The sequence below is a fragment of the Agrobacterium rosae genome (assembly GCF_002915175.1).
GTDB classification, from domain to species: Bacteria; Pseudomonadota; Alphaproteobacteria; order Rhizobiales; family Rhizobiaceae; genus Agrobacterium; species Agrobacterium rosae.
On the sequence record NZ_NXEJ01000008.1, the window covers coordinates 331,468 to 346,663 of the forward strand.

The window sequence follows — 15,196 nt, forward strand, 5'->3', positions numbered from 1 at the left end:
TTCCCGCGTCCTGTGGATAAGACAAAAAGACGTCTCCATATTGATGAAAGTCAGCGCCCCGGCACAGGGCGCATGGCCACGCCAGAAAATGCGCCAGCGGCCACACGCTTTGGCAGCGTCAGTTTTCCTGCTGAATAATAGAGCAGGAAAGAGCCGATCTGATAGGCGAAGATAATGTCGATTTCCACGAAGGATCGCACAACGAACAGCGCGCAAAGAGCAAAAAGGATCAGTCCCTGCGGATCGCGGTTGCGCACCAGCACAGAGCGCAAGTGCCCGAGGAGCGTTCCGTACAGCACCATAACCAGCAGTGCCAAGCCAACGAAGCCATTCTCTACGACGGTTTCGATATAGGTATTGTGGAAGTGAAAACCGCTGCGCGTGGTGATGAAGAAATCGTCCCACAGACGCTCGGCATCATAAAAGCCCACGACCCAAAAGCCTTGATAGCCTACGCCCAGGATAGGAGAGGCTTTCGCGGCCTCGATGCCTTGCTGCCATAGATAGGTGCGCCCGGTCAGTGTCGAGTCCTTGCCGAAAATGCCAAGCACCGCATCCAGCAGGCCAAATTGCAAAGCCGCCACCACAAGCAGGCCACCTGCGCCCACCAGAGCAAGAAAGATCATCTTGCGATTGGCGGGAGACAGCATGCCCATGGGCATAAAGCCGATGATGAGAGCAACAACGGCGGCCGTCGTGATGACTGACGTGGCCGATTGTGATGCCAGCAGGCAATAAGCTGAGAGCAAGCCTGCCATTCCGGCAATACCAAGCCAGATCATGTCGCGCTGACGCAGCACCAGCACCGAGGAGGCGGCAAAAATCACACCGAGAGATGCATAGAAACCAAGCTGATTCTTGGAGGAAAAAGCACCGACGAAACTGAATGTGCCATCCAGAGCGTCGAAAAGATAAATACCGAACAGCATGGAATAAAGCAGAACGACAATAATGCCGATAAGCGCACCGCGCGTCAGTGTGGTGATCGAGATGACGCGCATCGCAATCAGTGCGCAGACGATATGCGTCATATATTGAATGGATGCCCTCATGGTTGTGGACATGGCGTCCGACCAGAAACTGGAGAGCACCGCGAGAATACCGAAACCGAAAATCCAGAGGTAACGGGTGTAATTGCCCAAAACACGACGGTAATCCACCAGAACGAGTGGGAGCCACACGGCGTAGTAGGCAAGGACCGAGACCATGCCGAACTTGGATGAATAGGCGAAGACGAAGAATGACAGCGCCACCGCCGCCATTCCGTAAAGGCCGTTTCTATCCGGATCGATCAGTGCCGATTTGGCAATCCGCATGTGGGCCTCACTGCATCAGAACGTCTGATGACACCTTTATCACATCACCAGGCTGAATGGATGTGGTTTCGTCAGCCTTGATTTCCTTCGATGTACCGTCCTGTTCGCGAACGATAACGTAGGTGATGGTCGCCGACTTGCCCGAAGGATCAAAGCGAATGGCCTCGGCTGATTGCGCCAGTGCTTCGGAAATCAATTCGCGGCTGGTGCCGAGTTGCAGGTTCAGCTTCTGCAGTTCAGCTTCTGTATCCTGCAATTCCTTGGAGCGCTGAGCGACCCAATCATTGCGCAGGTTGATCTCGTCCTGCATTGCCTTGTTGATATCCTGCTTGGCGCGCAACGAAGACGTATCGATATCGAGAAGCGTGGACTCCACTTCGGCGGCACGCTCTTCGGCAGAAATCCGCCGCTGGGCAAGGGCAAGACCCTGCTCATTCAGCCGGTTTACCTTTTCCTTGTCCTCATTGGCCAGTTGCAGCTGACGATTCTGGGTTTCCGACTTCTTTTGCAGGGATTCGACTTCCGTTTCCAGAAGCTGCCTGAGATCGGTCAGGGCCTTCAACTGAAGCGTATAGCGTTCGCTACGCGACTTCATGAGAGCATTTTCGCTCTCCAAGAGAGCATCGATATTCAGGATATTTTCAAGGGCGGGCGTCTTGGCTATTTCCGTGTCGCCCCTCACCTCTGCCTGAAGCCGAGCCTGCCGTGCCAGAAGACGACCGCGCTGGTCGTCATAGACGGCAGCATCGCCACGGGCATTGATAAAGTCGCGTGCAAAGCGCTGGCCAGCATCGGAACGGCGCAAACCGCCGGAAAGGCTGACAGCCTTCAATACGGTCAGATTGGGGGCATAGGGATATTCGCCGGGGGTCTGAACATCACCGGTCAGGAACACCGGGCGGAATTGAGAGATTTCGACGGAGGCAGACGGCAGGTTGCGCAACGCAAACTTGCTTTGCAGTTGCGCACCGATCTCTTCACCCACTTGGCCTGTGGTTTTACCGGCAACGTCCAATTGGCCGATGAATGGCAGGGACAGCGAACCGGATGCGCCAACGGAATAATCTCCGTTGATCACTTCCCAATTGCGGATAGTGCCATCGGCAGGCTGCCATTCGGCAACGCGAATGCGCAGCTTGTCAGCGGTGCCGAGAAGATATTGCTTGTCCTGCGCAAATGCCTGGAGAGGAGCAATGAAAACCAGCGACGCTGTAACAGCAAGCGCAAAGAATTTGCGGGACGCAACGTTTTTAGAAAAGCCGGTGGCGATGCCAACCATCTTGAACTCCATATTTACGATCGCAAGACCGCGACCGGATTACGACCAGCTTATAAGGGCCGGTCGCAAATGCCACATAGGGTGGCGGCAATATCTTTTGTGCAAAACGACGAACGATGAAATTTGTTCAGTAGCTGCCACGAGACATGCAAACTGCGGGAATGGTTTTAACGATAATCGAAACGTCCTGCATCATCGACCAGTTGCGCACATATTGCGTATCGAAGTCGACGCGCTCCTTGTAGGAAACGTCGTTACGACCGCTGATCTGCCACAAGCCAGTCAGGCCTGGACGCGTGCTGAGATAATAGGAAGCAGCGCCTTCGTAGTAGTTAAGCTCTTCGTCAACTACGGGACGTGGACCGACAACACTCATTTCGCCACGAAGGATATTAACGAGCTGCGGCAGTTCATCCAGGCTGAGCTTACGCAGAACGTTGCCGATCGCTGTGACGCGTGGGTCGTTCTTGAGTTTACGCGTAGCTTTCCATTCCTCGGCAGCTTCAGGGTTTGCTGCAAGGTACTGACGCAGAACTTCATCACCGTTCATCACCATGGTGCGGAACTTCAGGCAATGGAACATACGTCCATTATGGCCGACGCGGCGGTGGCCATAAAATGCGGGACCACGGTCAGAGAATTTTACCATAGCCATGATCATCAAAAAGATCGGGCTAAGGATGAGGAGTGCTAGCAGGGCTGACGAAACGTCAAAGCTGCGTTTAGCAATTCCTCCGATTGGAAAGCTCAGGTCGGTATCGTCTGAGCTACTAAGCGGCGAAACAGCCGATCGTGTCGCGGACTTCATAGAGGAAACTCCATTTATGTTTTGCGATGGTCGGTACCCGTTGGGCGCATCAATGAGACTAGATGAGACAGCAAGGCTGTGACCAGAATTTGATGGTTTTGAATTTTTTGTGAGGCAGGGTGCCTTAGTCTCGGCCCATGAGGGCCTCAGAAATACTCACAAAAGAACTGTTCACAATATTAACCGAACAAAAAACAACAACTACCCCACCTCTACGGTGCTTCACGTTCGGAAATCTTGTGTTTACTCATGTATTAAGAGGGGCGTTACCTTGCATATAGTCTTATGGCGTTCTGCGTTGCGACGTGATTCCAAGTCCGCTTTGTCAAACAACGAAGCTTAAAAGGCCAAAAAATCTATTGTGCAGCGCAATAAAATTGCGGCGTCGCACACTCAAAAAGACAGGCAATGTCTGTATTTTTATGAAGAAAAATTAATCTTGTCTTCGAAATAATGGATTTACAGAGCAGAACTGGACGCAATCATGACGCAAATGCGGCGAAATAATGGCGCATTGAATTTGCATAGCTCTTAATAATGCACGGCGAGTTCTCATATGCGGCGAATAGCATTTACGCCAATGAAATAAGTGTGATTCTACGCGCCCGTCTCGATTTATCAAAATCACTAGCCATGCGTAAAAGCGAGTAGCGAACTTTAAATTGCATTCTATGAGGCAAAAAAAGAGCCGCCATTGGTATGGCGGCTCTGATGGATGGCAATATCGGTCTGGCAGCTATGCCGCACGTCGGTCGTGACGACCTTCTTCCACTTCCTCGACGATCTTTGCCACAAATGCGTCAAGGTCATCTGGCGAGCGTGACGTGACAATGCCCTTGTCGCAAACAACTTCCTCATCTTTCCAGATGCCGCCGGCGTTTTTAACATCGGTTTTAATGGAGCCGTAGGATGTAATCTGTCGGCCTTTTACTGCGTCTGCTTCCACCAGCAGCCACGGCGCGTGACAAATTGCAGCGACGACTTTGCCGGAAGCAACGAAATCTTTAACCACACGCATCGCGCTTTCATCGGCTCTCAAAACGTCTGGATTGATCTGCCCGCCTGGGAGAACGAGCGCGTCGAAGTCTTCAACGCGGACATCCTTTGCCAGCAGGTCGACACTGATTGCGTCGCCCCAGTTCTTCTCATCCCAGCTTTTGATCTCGCCGTTCTCAATCGACGCGATTTTCACGTCGGCACCCTTGGCTTTCAACTGATCATAGGGAATGCGCAGTTCTGAACGTTCATAGCCATCAGTCGCAAGAATAACGATCTTTGCAGCATTAATCGCTGTCATATCTCTTCTCCTGTTGTTGGATTCTTAAAGTTGGAGGCTCAATTGGCCTCGTCAGAATTCACGGAGGGCAAAAAGAACTCGACATCTTCCATTCGAGCTTTTTCCAGCACCGCAATTCTCTCCTGCCAGAAGCGTTCCGCCTCTTCAGGTTCCTCGTCGTATTGACGAACAAACGTTTTATTGTCGTCGATCATCACCTGACGGGTTCCGCCAAGCAGCATGTATTCTTCCGCAAGCTTACGCGTTTCGGTCTTTTCCATGTCTTGTCTCCATTGACGGGACCTGGCGAGATCGGAGGACACCGGATGGTGAGGAGCTCGTTTGCCAGTTCGTCGGCCATCAAGAAAAAAGAAAAATCCTGATGTTCTTCAGCGCCATCATGTCCGTTTGACACGGCGGCTCTGCCAAAAGAACGTACCCCTTGGACAATGGTTCCTAAAAAATAGAATACGAATATGAGGGAACGATCAGGAACCGATAGCTTCGAGCTGGTTTAAAAGACGATGCGCGGACAAAAGTGCACTGCCGGTTGCGGCCACCATTTGCGGCAAAACCAGCCATTCCAGCATCCAGGCCGCACCCGAACGCTCTTGCTCGTGCACCATGGATTGATGCAGACCTGATATCTGCACGGCATTGAAGCGCCCCAGTGCAATAAGTGTTTCAGCCGCTACCGGATTTTGTTTGTGTGGCATGGCAGACGAGCCACCGCCGCCTGAAAGCCGGATTTCGCCACCGGCCTGCGCCAGCAGCGCAATGTCCTGCCCGAGCTTTCCAAGCGAGCCTGTGATAAGGGACAGGATATGGCCGAAATCTGCAATACCATCGCGCTGGCTTTGCCATTGCCGTGCATCGACAAGTTCCAGCCGCTGCGCAAGCTCTGCCCGTACCGAGGCTCCCTTATCACCAAACTTTTCCAGCGTCCCGGCTGCCCCACCGAACTGAAGTGCAAAGCCATCGCTCGCGAAAGTCGCCAGACGCTCGCGGTGACGCCGTAAAGGCTCAAGCCATGTCGAAATTCTGTCGTCAGCAGTAATGGGGATCGCGGCCTGCATACGCGTGTAAGCCATCAGAGGCCTCGAGCCATCGCGCTTGGAAACATCCTCAAGCGCCGTGATGCATAAGGTCAGGCGTGCGTTGATAATTTGGGTCGCAGCTTTCAGACGCAGCATCAGGCTTGTATCGATGACATCCTGGCTGGTCGCGCCGAAGTGGACCTTTGCCGCTGCATTCCCGCCTACGGCACCGCGCAACTGGCGCACCAGTTCAGGGATGACCACGCCGTCTTTCGCGACGCCCTGACGCAACGCGTCTCCATCAATCGAAGCGCTTTCGATGCCCGCGACGATGTGCGCGGCATCCTCTTTCGAGATCACCCCCGTTGCGGCCTGCGCCTGCGCCAACGCGCTTTCAAACCGCAGCATGGCCGCGACATCTGCATCTGCAGAAAACAGCGCGGCAATTTCCGCGTCTCCGAAGAGACCACCGAGAAACGGATGTTCGAAAGGGGACAGGCTCATTTTACATCTCAAATGTCGAAGAAGACCGTTTCACTGTCACCTTGAAGGTGGATGTCGAAGCGATATGTGCCCTCTCCTTCCTTTTTAGCGATCAACGTTGCAAGCCTTGGTTTGTGCTCGACACGGGCCAGAATTGGGTCAACCGCATTGGCATCGGTTTCTTCCGGGAAATACATGCGGGTGTGCAGGCCAATATTGATGCCGCGTGCGACGATCCAGAAGGTGATGTGCGGGGCCATCCAGCGCCCGTCATTGAACGGCACCTTGCCCGGCTTGATGCTTTCAAACACGAATTCGCCCGTGTCCATATCACCGGGAGAGCGGCCCCAACCGGAAAAATTCGGATCGGCTGCACCGCGTGTCTCGCTGGGGCTGTTATAAAGCCCTTGCGCATCCGCCTGCCAAATTTCGATCAGCGCATCCTTCAGGGCATTACCGCCACCATCGTAAACGGTGCCGCGAATGGTGATCCGCTCGCCCTTGGCGTTCTCATTATAAAGCGCGCCTGAGCCGAGATCCTCGGAAAAGATGCCGCGAATACCGACGAAGTTAGGCGTGCAGCCGATATGGACATAGGGACCAGCGGTCTGCGAAGCGCTTTCCTTGAAGTAATAAAGTGGCTGAACCATTTTAATTTCCCTCCACGCGATTTTCAAACAGGGTGGAGCGGCGTCCGCGCAGCACGATATCGAACTTGTAAGCGCGCATGTCCATGGGAATGGCATTGGTCATGTCGAGTGCCGCAACCAGCCGCTCGACCGCTGCTTTGTCAGGGATTGTTTTAACGATCGGACATTGCCAGATCATCGGGTCGCCCTCGAAATACATCTGGGTGATCAGGCGCTGCGCAAAACCGTGGCCGAAGACGGAAAAATGGATGTGCGCCGGACGCCAGTCATTCACGCCGTTTGGCCATGGATAGGCTCCGGGCATGATCGTCTTGAACCAGTAATAGCCATCCGCATCCGTGATCGTGCGGCCGACACCACCGAAATTCGGATCGACGGCAGCCAGATAGCTTTCCTTCTTGTGAAGATACCGCCCCCCGGCATTGGCCTGCCAGAATTCCACCAATGCACCATCCACGCCTTTGCCGCGCTCATCCAGAACACGGCCATGCACCAATATGCGCGGGCCGATAGGCATTTCGCCGGGCCGGGCGTAATTGAGGATAAGGTCATTATCCAGCGGGTTGAGCATGCTGTGGCCGAAGACCGGACCCGTAATTTCGCTCTTGGTGGATTCCAGCGAAATTAGAGCTCGCTGCGGCGAACGAAGAACCGAAGTCTTATATCCCGGCGCAAAAGCAGGCGGGTGAATGCTGCGGTCTCTGGCAAAAAACGGTCCGGTTTCGGGCAGTGTGTTGGTCATTTCTGTTCCTCCTCACGCGAAGAAGCAGCCCGCATCTCCGCGAGCGTATTCTTCGCAATCTTGAAAGCATGGTTGGCGGCAGGAACGCCAGCATAAATGGCGACATGCATCAGCGCTTCGCGGATATCCTCTTCCGTTGCACCGGTATTAGCCGTGGCGCGCACATGCATGGCGACTTCCTCATCCTGGCCGAGCGCAGCAAGCAGCGCTATCGTTACAATAGAGCGCTCGCGCTTCGTCCACTGCGTACCCGACCAGACATTTCCCCAGGCCGACTCCGTAATCAACTGCTGAAAGGGTTGATCGAACGGCGTGGATGCCGCTTGCGCGCGGTCCACATGCGCGTTGCCCAAAACCTCTCGACGGGTTTTCATGCCGGCATCGAACCTATCAGTCTTATTCGCATCAGCCATGGATCAAAGCTCCGGCAAGGATTTTATGAAAACATCGACAGCAGCAGCGTAGGCAGCAGGCTGTTCGAGACACGGTATATGTCCACAATTCTCGATCACAGAGACGCTACTATTGGGTATGAGAGCTGCAAGCTCACGAACCAGTTCTGGCGGCGTCGAGCCATCGCCATCACCCGCAACGCACAATGTCGGCACTGCGATCTTGCTTGCAAGTGCGGTAAAATCCGCATCACGAATGGCAGCACACGTTCCGGCATAACCCGACGCATCCTGGCGGGCGAGCATGGTGCGTGCACCAAGATAGGCAGCATTATCCGGCTGGCGAAATATCGGTGTAAACCAACGCTCCATGACACCATTCACCAGAGGCGCGAGGCCATCACGTTCAATCTTGCCGATACGGTCATTCCACATGTCCGCAGTGCCAATCTTGTGCGCGGTGTTGCTGAGGATCAGCGCGCGGACGAGATCCGGGCGACGAGCGTAAACACCCTGCGCTATCAAGCCTCCGACGGAAAGCCCCCAGATGATGGCGTGTTTGATGGAGAGATGATCGAGCAGAATTGCGAGGTCATCAACATGGTCGTCTATTGAATAAGGTGTGACGCCAGTGTCCGACAGCCCGTGCCCGCGCTTGTCGTGCAGGATATAAGCATATCGCTCCCCAAGCGTGTCCATCACCGCGTTCCAGATACGAAAATCGGTACCCAGCGAGTTGATGAAAACGATAACCGGCTTGTCTTTATCCAGATCAACCGCGCGATAATGGATCGCCCGATCGTTAGACAGCAAAAATTGCATGCGCATTCCTCCTGTTGACGATATTGCAAGATGGAAAAGGTTAAGTAAAATAAGTTTTTCATCACAAAACATAACCCACAGATTATGATTCATGCTCGATGCGCGTCTGAAATTTCGTCACATCCAGACTTTTGTAGAGATCGCTCGCCATAAAAGCGTGGCGCAGGCGGCGGCTGTTTTGCGCATCAGCCAGCCTGCGGTAACGAAAACCGTTCGTGAACTGGAAGACGTGCTGGGTGTTGCCCTGCTCGAACGCGATGGCCGTGGCATCAAGCTCAGCCGCTACGGCGAGATATTTCTGAAACATGCCGGAGCAACGATGACGGCGTTGCGCCAGGCGGTAGATTCCGTTTCGCAGGATGCTGCGAAAGTAGGTCTACCGGTCAGGATCGGTGCGCTGCCGACGGTGTCCGTCAGCATCATGCCGAAAGCCATGGCCAGCTTTTTGAAAGAAGACACAGGCAGCACGGTCAAAATCGTGACCGGAGAGAACGCGGTGCTGCTGGAGCAATTGCGGGTCGGCGAACTGGATCTCGTCGTCGGTCGTCTGGCAACACCGGAAAAGATGAGTGGATTCTCGTTCGAGCATCTTTATTCGGAAAGAGTGCGTTTCGTCGTGCGGGCCGATCATCCCCTGCTGGCGGAAAGCAGATCCATCTTCGAGCGACTTCACGAATTTCCAGTTTTAACGCCGACGCACAATTCCGTCATCGGCCCAGTCGTCGATCAATTCCTGCTCGCGCATGGGGTCGCACCCCTGCCAACCCGGATCGAGACGGTTTCGGACGCATTCGGCAGGGCATTTTTGAGAATGAGCGATGCCATCTGGATCATCTCGGAAGGTGTTGTTGCGGCGGATATCGCTGACGGGACGCTCGCCATGCTGCCGCTAGACACGGCTGATACGAGCGGCCCTGTGGGATTGACAATGCGCGCCGATACGCAACCCTCTCTGCCGCTTGCGCTGCTCATGCAAACGATCCGCGAAACCGCTGGCACGCTTTGAGGCAACTCAAACCAGCATTCTGCGCAGTTCGGCCTGAACGACGAGCAAGGGCGGAAGATATTGTTCGACAAGATCGTCCATCGACGCCGCAGTCGCAGGCAGCCCGACATTGAGTGCCGCAACCGTCTGGCCGCGCATGTTGAGGATAGGCACCGCAATGGACCGCAGGCCGACCTCGACTTCCTGATCGATCAGTGAATAACCCCGCGCTCTAATGCGAGCCAGTTCTGCCGTCAGCGTCTCCCTGTCGGTCAATGTCCTTGGCGTGCGCGCTTCGAGATGCGAGATATCGAGGATGCGTTGGCAGTCTGGTTCCGTCAGGGCTGATAGCAGCACGCGACCCATGGAGGTGCAATAGGCCGGCAGTCGCGAACCCGGCATGAGTGCAATCGACATGACACGGCGCTGTGCTGCGCGGGCGACATAGACGATTTCCGCTTCATCCAGAATGGACACAGACGTGCTCTGGCCGATCCGTTCCGACAATTGATCGAGCAGCGGCTGAACGATACGCGGCAGCGGCATGGTGGCAAGACAACCGGTGCCCAGACGCAGAACTTTCGGGGTTACGGTAAAGAACTTCCCGTCATAGGCTGCATATCCAAGCTCTGCCAATGTCAGCAGGCAACGCCGTGTCGTGGCCCTGTCCAGACCGGCGATGTCTGCTGCTTGGGAAATGGAAAGCCGCGGATGCTCGGCACTAAATGCCTCGATCACCTTCAGACCCTTTGCGAGCCCTCCCATCAAGTCTCTCTCGCTGGCCATATGATGCGTCCATTTTGTGCGATAATCGAACAAAAGTTACATACCGCACAAATACCTTGCAGTCGAGCCCGGTTCGGATTTACCTCAACACAACGAAAGAGCATCGCTTGGGAGGCACCATGGATAAAACGATCAAAAGCGCGGCTGAGGCGGTCTCCGCTATCGGTGACGGCGCGACGGTGATGATAGGCGGCTTTGGCGGCTCCGGTGCGCCGATTGAATTGATCCATGCGCTGATCGACAAAGGTTCGAAAAACCTCACCGTCATCAACAACAATGCCGGTAACGGACGCATCGGCATTGCCGCCATGATCGATGCTGGCATGGTCAGAAAGATGATCTGCTCCTTCCCCCGCTCCTCCGATCCGCGCGCCTTCACCGACCGCTATCTGGCGGGTGAGATCGAACTGGAACTGGTTCCGCAGGGCACGCTGGCCGAACGTATTCGTGCAGGTGGGGCTGGTATTCCGGCATTCTACACGCCAACCGCCTATGGCACTGAACTTGCCGATGGCAAGCCGATTGCCGAATTCGACGGACGCCATTATGTGCAGGAGCGCTGGCTGAAAGCGGATTTCGCCATCGTCAAGGCGCATCTGGGCGACACCCAAGGCAACCTGACCTACAGCAAGGCTGGCCGCAACTTCAACCCGCTGATGTGCATGGCCGCGGCAACGACGATTGCCCAGGTTTCAAAACTCGTCCCCGCAGGCGGGATCGATCCGGAGCAAGTCGTCACACCGGGAATATTCGTCAACGGCGTGGTCGAAATCAATGATCCGCAACAGGAAGAAGCCTTGATCCGCGCAGGAGTGGCCTACGTATGACCGATACTCAAGCTCTCAACACATTCGAAGACATCAAGCTCTCCAATGCGCAGATCGCGTGGCGCGCCGCGCAGGACATTGCCGACGGGGCCTATGTCAATCTGGGCATCGGCTTTCCGGAAATGGTTGCGCGTTATCAGCCGCCGGGCCGCGAGGCGATTTTTCACACCGAAAACGGCATTCTCAACTTCGGCGAAGCGCCGCCTGAGGGCGAGGAAGACTGGGATCTGATCAATGCCGGCAAGAAGGCCGTGACGCTGAAGCCGGGTGCTGCCTTCTTCCACCACGCGGATAGTTTCGCGATGGTGCGCGGTGGGCATCTGGATGTCGCAATTCTGGGTGCCTATCAGGTTGCGCAGAATGGCGATCTCGCAAACTGGCGGGTCGGCTCCAAGGGCGTGCCTGCCGTGGGCGGCGCGATGGACCTCGTCCACGGCGCAAAACAGGTTTTCGTCATTACGGAACATGTGACGAAGAAGGGTGAACCCAAGCTCGTAGAAAAATGCGCATTTCCTCTGACCGGCGTCGGCTGCATCACGCGCATCTATACCAGCCATGCGGTGGTGGATGTCGTGGACGGTCACTTCGTCTTGCGGGAAAAGCTGGCGGGCATGAGCATTGAAGACCTGCAAGCCATGACCGGGGCCAAGCTGCACACGGATGGCCCCGTGGCCGATCTTGTTGCTCCCGAACTGTGAGGTATCCGATATGACTGACGTCTTTATCTGCGACTATATTCGCACTCCCATCGGTCGCTTCGGCGGCGCGCTCTCCTCCGTTCGCGCTGACGATCTCGGCGCAATTCCCTTGAAAGTATTGATGGAACGCAACCCATCGGTCGATTGGGAAGCGGTGGACGACGTGATTTTCGGCTGCGCCAATCAGGCCGGTGAAGACAACCGCAATGTCGCGCGTATGTCCCTGCTGCTTTCAGGACTGCCGGTTTCCGTGACGGGAACCACCATCAACCGCCTGTGCGGGTCCGGCATGGACGCCGTCATCGCGGCCGCGCGCGCCATAAAATCTGGCGAAGCCGAGTTGATGATTGCCGGTGGCGTGGAGAGCATGAGCCGCGCGCCCTTCGTGATGCCAAAGGCGGATGCGGCTTTTTCCCGCAACGCCGAGATTTACGACACCACCATCGGCTGGCGCTTCGTGAACCCGGCCATGAAAGCGCTCCACGGTGTCGATTCCATGCCCGAGACGGGCGACAATGTCGCTATCGACTACGGCGTGTCCCGCGAGGATCAGGACGCCTTTGCGGTGCGCAGCCAACAGAAAGCGGCGCAAGCGCAAGCCGACGGAAGGCTGGCGAAGGAAATCACGCCGGTCAGCATTTTACAGCGCAAGGGAGATCCTGTCATCGTTTGCAAGGATGAACATCCGCGCGAAACCAGCATCGAAGCGCTGGCGAAGTTGAGGCCTGTCAATCGCATGGACGGCGCGACGGTGACGGCGGGTAACGCATCAGGCGTCAATGACGGTGCAGCAGCCTTGATCATCGCATCTGCGGAAGCAGCCAAGAAATATGGTCTGACACCGATTGCCCGCATTCTCGGCGGCGCGACGGCTGGCGTTCCTCCCCGCGTCATGGGCATAGGCCCTGCCCCCGCCTCACAGAAGCTTCTGGCCCGTCTTGGCTTAAAGCAGGAGCAGTTGGATGTCATCGAACTCAATGAGGCGTTTGCGTCGCAAGGGCTTGCAACGCTGCGGCAGCTTGGTGTTGCCGACGACGACGCGCGCGCCAACATCAATGGCGGCGCGATTGCTCTCGGTCATCCGCTTGGCATGAGTGGAGCGCGCATCGCGGGTACGGCAGCGCTGGAACTTTCGCTGACCGGCAAGAGCAAAGCACTCGCCACTATGTGCATCGGTGTCGGTCAAGGCATCGCGATCGCTCTCGAACGGGTGTGAGCGCACCTCACCATCGCAAACCGAAACGCTTCTTGCGATGGTGACTTATTGTATCGGTGCAGGGTTTGCCAGCGTGGCCTTCAACATTTCACTCATGGGAACGTTGAGAATGATACCTTTGCCGGGAATAGGGCTTTCGAACCAACGCTTATAGAGCTCGGCCATATCAGGGCTTTTGTAAATTTCGGTAAGGGCATCATTCACAGCGGCGGTGAACTCGGTGTCGTTCAGTCGCATCATGAAGCCGAAAGGCTGAGAACCAGTCACCTTCTCGGTCGAGACTTGGTAATCCGTCGGATTTTTGCTCTGCGCAATCATCGTGCTTAGCAACACTTCGTCCATTGCAAAGGCAGACACCCGCCCATCCGTCACAAGGTCAAATGCGGCCTGCAAGGAATCCATTGGAACGACGGAAATATTGAGCTTCTGGGCGCGGTTGATTTCGTTGATGTCACTGACATTGACCGTGCCAAGCGCCACACTGACGGATCGCCCTTTTAGATCCGCAACTGTCTCAAGATGATTTTTAGCAAGAGACACGTAACGCGTTGCACTGTAAAAATGGCTGATGGCGAAATTGGCGCTTTTTCGTCTCTCCACCGTATTGGTGCTGGCATTGCACTCAATGTCGATCGTGCCATCATTGAGCAGCTGAATACGATTGCTGGGTGTGCGCGGCACGAATTCGATGTCGATGGCTCCCAGCTTCAAGCGCGTTTTGAGTTTCTCAGCAACCTGACGGCAGAGATCGATGGAATAACCAACCACCTCACCACTCGGTGCCGTGAATGAGAACGGTGCGGTTACGCCGTAACCTATCCTGATCTTGCCGGTTTCCCTGATACGCTCAAGCGTCGGTGTGTTGAATTCGGCAAAAGCGAAAGTGGCAGACAGCATCAACAGCGCCGCTGGTAGAACGAGGAAATCGGAAAGAGTACGTCTCATTGCAAGTACTCCTTGGGATCATGAAACGCAGCCTGTAGTTCCGAAGACATCGGCAGATTGAAATTGCGACCTTCCGGCGGGATAGGAGACATGAACCATTTGTCGTAGATGCGGTTGATTTCACCGCTGACGAACAGCTGTCGCAAAGCATCGTTCACCACCTTATTGAACGCATCGTCGCCCTTGCGCATCAATATTCCATAGGGCTCCGGTGGACCGAACGTCTCCGACGAGATCATGTAATCATCGGGAGACTTGGAAAACGCGACATGTGCCGCGAGCAAGACGCCATCCATGACGAATGCCGTTGCCTTGTTTGTTTCCACGAAGGCAAAACCATCGGAATTCTGTCGCGCCAACATCGCCGAAATATTGAGATTGTCGGCGCGGTTGATGTTCTGCAACTGATCGACATTCACCGTCCCGGTGGTGGAGGCGACTGTGCGTCCGGCCAAATCCCTTATGCTTTTGACTTGGCTGGATTTTTTCGCCACGAAACGGGTCGCCGTGATGAAGTGCGGATAGGAGAAGGCGACCTGCTCGCGCCGTTCCGCATTGTTGGTGGTGGCACTGCACTCCAGATCGATCTTGCCGCTTTTAACCAGAAGAAAACGCGTGGCCGGCGTTGCGATGACGTAATTGATATTGATTTTGTCCAGATTGAGCTGAGCCCGGATATGTTCTGCAATGTCGTTGCACAGTTCAACCGTATATCCGATAGCGCTACCATCCGCTGTCTTGTAGGCGAAAGGGACCTCATCTTCACGATAACCGATCGATATCGTTTTCGTTCGGGCAATCTTGTCCAAGGTGCCGCTCTCTTGCGCATGGGCCAAAGACGCGGCACCGCCTGAGATCTGAAACAGGATTGCACTGGAAAGCGCGAATTTTAAAAGCTTTTTATTCACACACCAAAACTGAGGATATCGCATTC

General features: G+C 55.1%; 17 protein-coding genes. 4 read left to right on the forward strand and 13 right to left on the reverse strand.

All coding sequences use genetic code 11. The features are described 5' to 3' along the window. Positions 1-50 precede the first annotated feature (50 nt). The 10 genes from CPJ18_RS17335 to pcaD form a co-directional block, all read right to left on the reverse strand. Positions 51-1,316 carry an O-antigen ligase family protein gene (locus CPJ18_RS17335; protein ID WP_077106336.1) on the reverse strand — a complete coding sequence of 422 codons (1,266 nt, stop codon included), beginning with the start codon at positions 1,314-1,316 and terminating at the stop codon, positions 51-53. Between the two features lie 7 nt (positions 1,317-1,323). Then, the gene (locus CPJ18_RS17340) at positions 1,324-2,595 is read right to left on the reverse strand and encodes a polysaccharide biosynthesis/export family protein (RefSeq protein ID WP_103659696.1); all 1,272 of its coding nucleotides are present in this window, start codon (positions 2,593-2,595) and stop codon (positions 1,324-1,326) included. 127 nt (positions 2,596-2,722) lie between these two features. Continuing rightward, positions 2,723-3,403, reverse strand: coding sequence for a sugar transferase (locus tag CPJ18_RS17345; RefSeq protein WP_077106338.1), 681 nt, complete (start codon positions 3,401-3,403; stop codon positions 2,723-2,725). Positions 3,404-4,139: 736 nt separating this feature from the next. Next, positions 4,140-4,700 carry a type 1 glutamine amidotransferase domain-containing protein gene (locus CPJ18_RS17350; RefSeq protein WP_103659484.1) on the reverse strand — a complete coding sequence of 187 codons (561 nt, stop codon included), beginning with the start codon at positions 4,698-4,700 and terminating at the stop codon, positions 4,140-4,142. Positions 4,701-4,738: 38 nt separating this feature from the next. Then, positions 4,739-4,960 carry a hypothetical protein gene (locus tag CPJ18_RS17355; RefSeq protein ID WP_103659697.1) on the reverse strand — a complete coding sequence of 74 codons (222 nt, stop codon included), beginning with the start codon at positions 4,958-4,960 and terminating at the stop codon, positions 4,739-4,741. 207 nt (positions 4,961-5,167) lie between these two features. Then, on the reverse strand, positions 5,168-6,220 hold the full coding sequence (locus CPJ18_RS17360; protein WP_103659485.1) for a 3-carboxy-cis,cis-muconate cycloisomerase: 1,053 nt from the start codon (positions 6,218-6,220) through the stop codon (positions 5,168-5,170). Positions 6,221-6,228: 8 nt separating this feature from the next. Then, a complete protein-coding gene (pcaG, locus tag CPJ18_RS17365; RefSeq protein ID WP_103659486.1) occupies positions 6,229-6,849 on the reverse strand; it encodes a protocatechuate 3,4-dioxygenase subunit alpha in 621 nt (206 codons plus the stop codon). Between the two features lies 1 nt (position 6,850). Continuing rightward, on the reverse strand, positions 6,851-7,591 hold the full coding sequence (gene pcaH, locus CPJ18_RS17370; RefSeq protein WP_103659487.1) for a protocatechuate 3,4-dioxygenase subunit beta: 741 nt from the start codon (positions 7,589-7,591) through the stop codon (positions 6,851-6,853). Beyond that, positions 7,588-8,004: a 4-carboxymuconolactone decarboxylase gene (pcaC, locus tag CPJ18_RS17375; protein WP_077104243.1), complete on the reverse strand. Its 417-nt coding sequence runs from the start codon at positions 8,002-8,004 to the stop codon at positions 7,588-7,590. The genes pcaH and pcaC overlap by 4 nt, the downstream gene beginning before the upstream one ends. 3 nt (positions 8,005-8,007) lie before the next feature. After that, positions 8,008-8,805, reverse strand: a complete 798-nt coding sequence (gene pcaD / locus CPJ18_RS17380; RefSeq protein WP_103659698.1) for a 3-oxoadipate enol-lactonase — start codon at positions 8,803-8,805, stop codon at positions 8,008-8,010. 91 nt (positions 8,806-8,896) lie between these two features. On the opposite strand from pcaD, the gene pcaQ reads away from it, so the two are divergent. After that, positions 8,897-9,811 (forward strand): pca operon transcription factor PcaQ, encoded by a 915-nt coding sequence (pcaQ, locus tag CPJ18_RS17385; RefSeq protein WP_103659488.1) that lies wholly within the window; start codon positions 8,897-8,899, stop codon positions 9,809-9,811. 6 nt (positions 9,812-9,817) lie between these two features. Here pcaQ and CPJ18_RS17390 read toward each other — a convergent pair whose 3' ends face one another. Further along, a complete protein-coding gene (locus tag CPJ18_RS17390; protein ID WP_103659489.1) occupies positions 9,818-10,576 on the reverse strand; it encodes an IclR family transcriptional regulator in 759 nt (252 codons plus the stop codon). A 119-nt stretch (positions 10,577-10,695) separates the two neighbouring features. Between CPJ18_RS17390 and CPJ18_RS17395 the strand changes: the two genes are divergently transcribed. From CPJ18_RS17395 to pcaF, 3 genes are read left to right on the forward strand one after another with little or no spacing between them, the layout of a single operon-like run. Continuing rightward, on the forward strand, positions 10,696-11,403 hold the full coding sequence (locus CPJ18_RS17395; RefSeq protein ID WP_103659699.1) for a 3-oxoacid CoA-transferase subunit A: 708 nt from the start codon (positions 10,696-10,698) through the stop codon (positions 11,401-11,403). After that, positions 11,400-12,101: a CoA transferase subunit B gene (locus tag CPJ18_RS17400; protein ID WP_103659490.1), complete on the forward strand. Its 702-nt coding sequence runs from the start codon at positions 11,400-11,402 to the stop codon at positions 12,099-12,101. The genes CPJ18_RS17395 and CPJ18_RS17400 overlap by 4 nt, the downstream gene beginning before the upstream one ends. A gap of 10 nt (positions 12,102-12,111) precedes the next feature. Continuing rightward, positions 12,112-13,317: a 3-oxoadipyl-CoA thiolase gene (gene pcaF / locus CPJ18_RS17405; protein ID WP_103659491.1), complete on the forward strand. Its 1,206-nt coding sequence runs from the start codon at positions 12,112-12,114 to the stop codon at positions 13,315-13,317. A gap of 45 nt (positions 13,318-13,362) precedes the next feature. Here the strand turns inward: pcaF and CPJ18_RS17410 are convergent, their stop codons facing one another. Continuing rightward, positions 13,363-14,262 carry an amino acid ABC transporter substrate-binding protein gene (locus tag CPJ18_RS17410; protein WP_245445430.1) on the reverse strand — a complete coding sequence of 300 codons (900 nt, stop codon included), beginning with the start codon at positions 14,260-14,262 and terminating at the stop codon, positions 13,363-13,365. After that, on the reverse strand, positions 14,259-15,194 hold the full coding sequence (locus CPJ18_RS17415; protein WP_103659492.1) for an amino acid ABC transporter substrate-binding protein: 936 nt from the start codon (positions 15,192-15,194) through the stop codon (positions 14,259-14,261). The genes CPJ18_RS17410 and CPJ18_RS17415 overlap by 4 nt, the downstream gene beginning before the upstream one ends. Between the last annotated feature and the right edge of the window lie 2 nt (positions 15,195-15,196).

Bases quoted from the DNA above. Each gene is read 5' to 3' on its own strand.
- CPJ18_RS17345 (WP_077106338.1), bottom strand. From the start codon at position 3,403: ATGAAGTCCGCGACACGATCGGCTGTTTCGCCGCTTAGTAGCTCAGAC.
- pcaF (WP_103659491.1), top strand. From the start codon at position 12,112: ATGACTGACGTCTTTATCTGCGACTATATTCGCACTCCCATCGGTCGC.
- CPJ18_RS17355 (WP_103659697.1), bottom strand. From the start codon at position 4,960: ATGGAAAAGACCGAAACGCGTAAGCTTGCGGAAGAATACATGCTGCTT.
- CPJ18_RS17415 (WP_103659492.1), bottom strand. From the start codon at position 15,194: ATGCGATATCCTCAGTTTTGGTGTGTGAATAAAAAGCTTTTAAAATTC.
- CPJ18_RS17410 (WP_245445430.1), bottom strand. From the start codon at position 14,262: ATGAGACGTACTCTTTCCGATTTCCTCGTTCTACCAGCGGCGCTGTTG.
- CPJ18_RS17340 (WP_103659696.1), bottom strand. From the start codon at position 2,595: ATGGTTGGCATCGCCACCGGCTTTTCTAAAAACGTTGCGTCCCGCAAA.
- pcaH (WP_103659487.1), bottom strand. From the start codon at position 7,591: ATGACCAACACACTGCCCGAAACCGGACCGTTTTTTGCCAGAGACCGC.
- pcaQ (WP_103659488.1), top strand. From the start codon at position 8,897: ATGCTCGATGCGCGTCTGAAATTTCGTCACATCCAGACTTTTGTAGAG.
- CPJ18_RS17350 (WP_103659484.1), bottom strand. From the start codon at position 4,700: ATGACAGCGATTAATGCTGCAAAGATCGTTATTCTTGCGACTGATGGC.
- pcaD (WP_103659698.1), bottom strand. From the start codon at position 8,805: ATGCAATTTTTGCTGTCTAACGATCGGGCGATCCATTATCGCGCGGTT.
- CPJ18_RS17400 (WP_103659490.1), top strand. From the start codon at position 11,400: ATGACCGATACTCAAGCTCTCAACACATTCGAAGACATCAAGCTCTCC.
- pcaG (WP_103659486.1), bottom strand. From the start codon at position 6,849: ATGGTTCAGCCACTTTATTACTTCAAGGAAAGCGCTTCGCAGACCGCT.
- pcaC (WP_077104243.1), bottom strand. From the start codon at position 8,004: ATGGCTGATGCGAATAAGACTGATAGGTTCGATGCCGGCATGAAAACC.
- CPJ18_RS17360 (WP_103659485.1), bottom strand. From the start codon at position 6,220: ATGAGCCTGTCCCCTTTCGAACATCCGTTTCTCGGTGGTCTCTTCGGA.
- CPJ18_RS17335 (WP_077106336.1), bottom strand. From the start codon at position 1,316: ATGCGGATTGCCAAATCGGCACTGATCGATCCGGATAGAAACGGCCTT.
- CPJ18_RS17395 (WP_103659699.1), top strand. From the start codon at position 10,696: ATGGATAAAACGATCAAAAGCGCGGCTGAGGCGGTCTCCGCTATCGGT.
- CPJ18_RS17390 (WP_103659489.1), bottom strand. From the start codon at position 10,576: ATGGCCAGCGAGAGAGACTTGATGGGAGGGCTCGCAAAGGGTCTGAAG.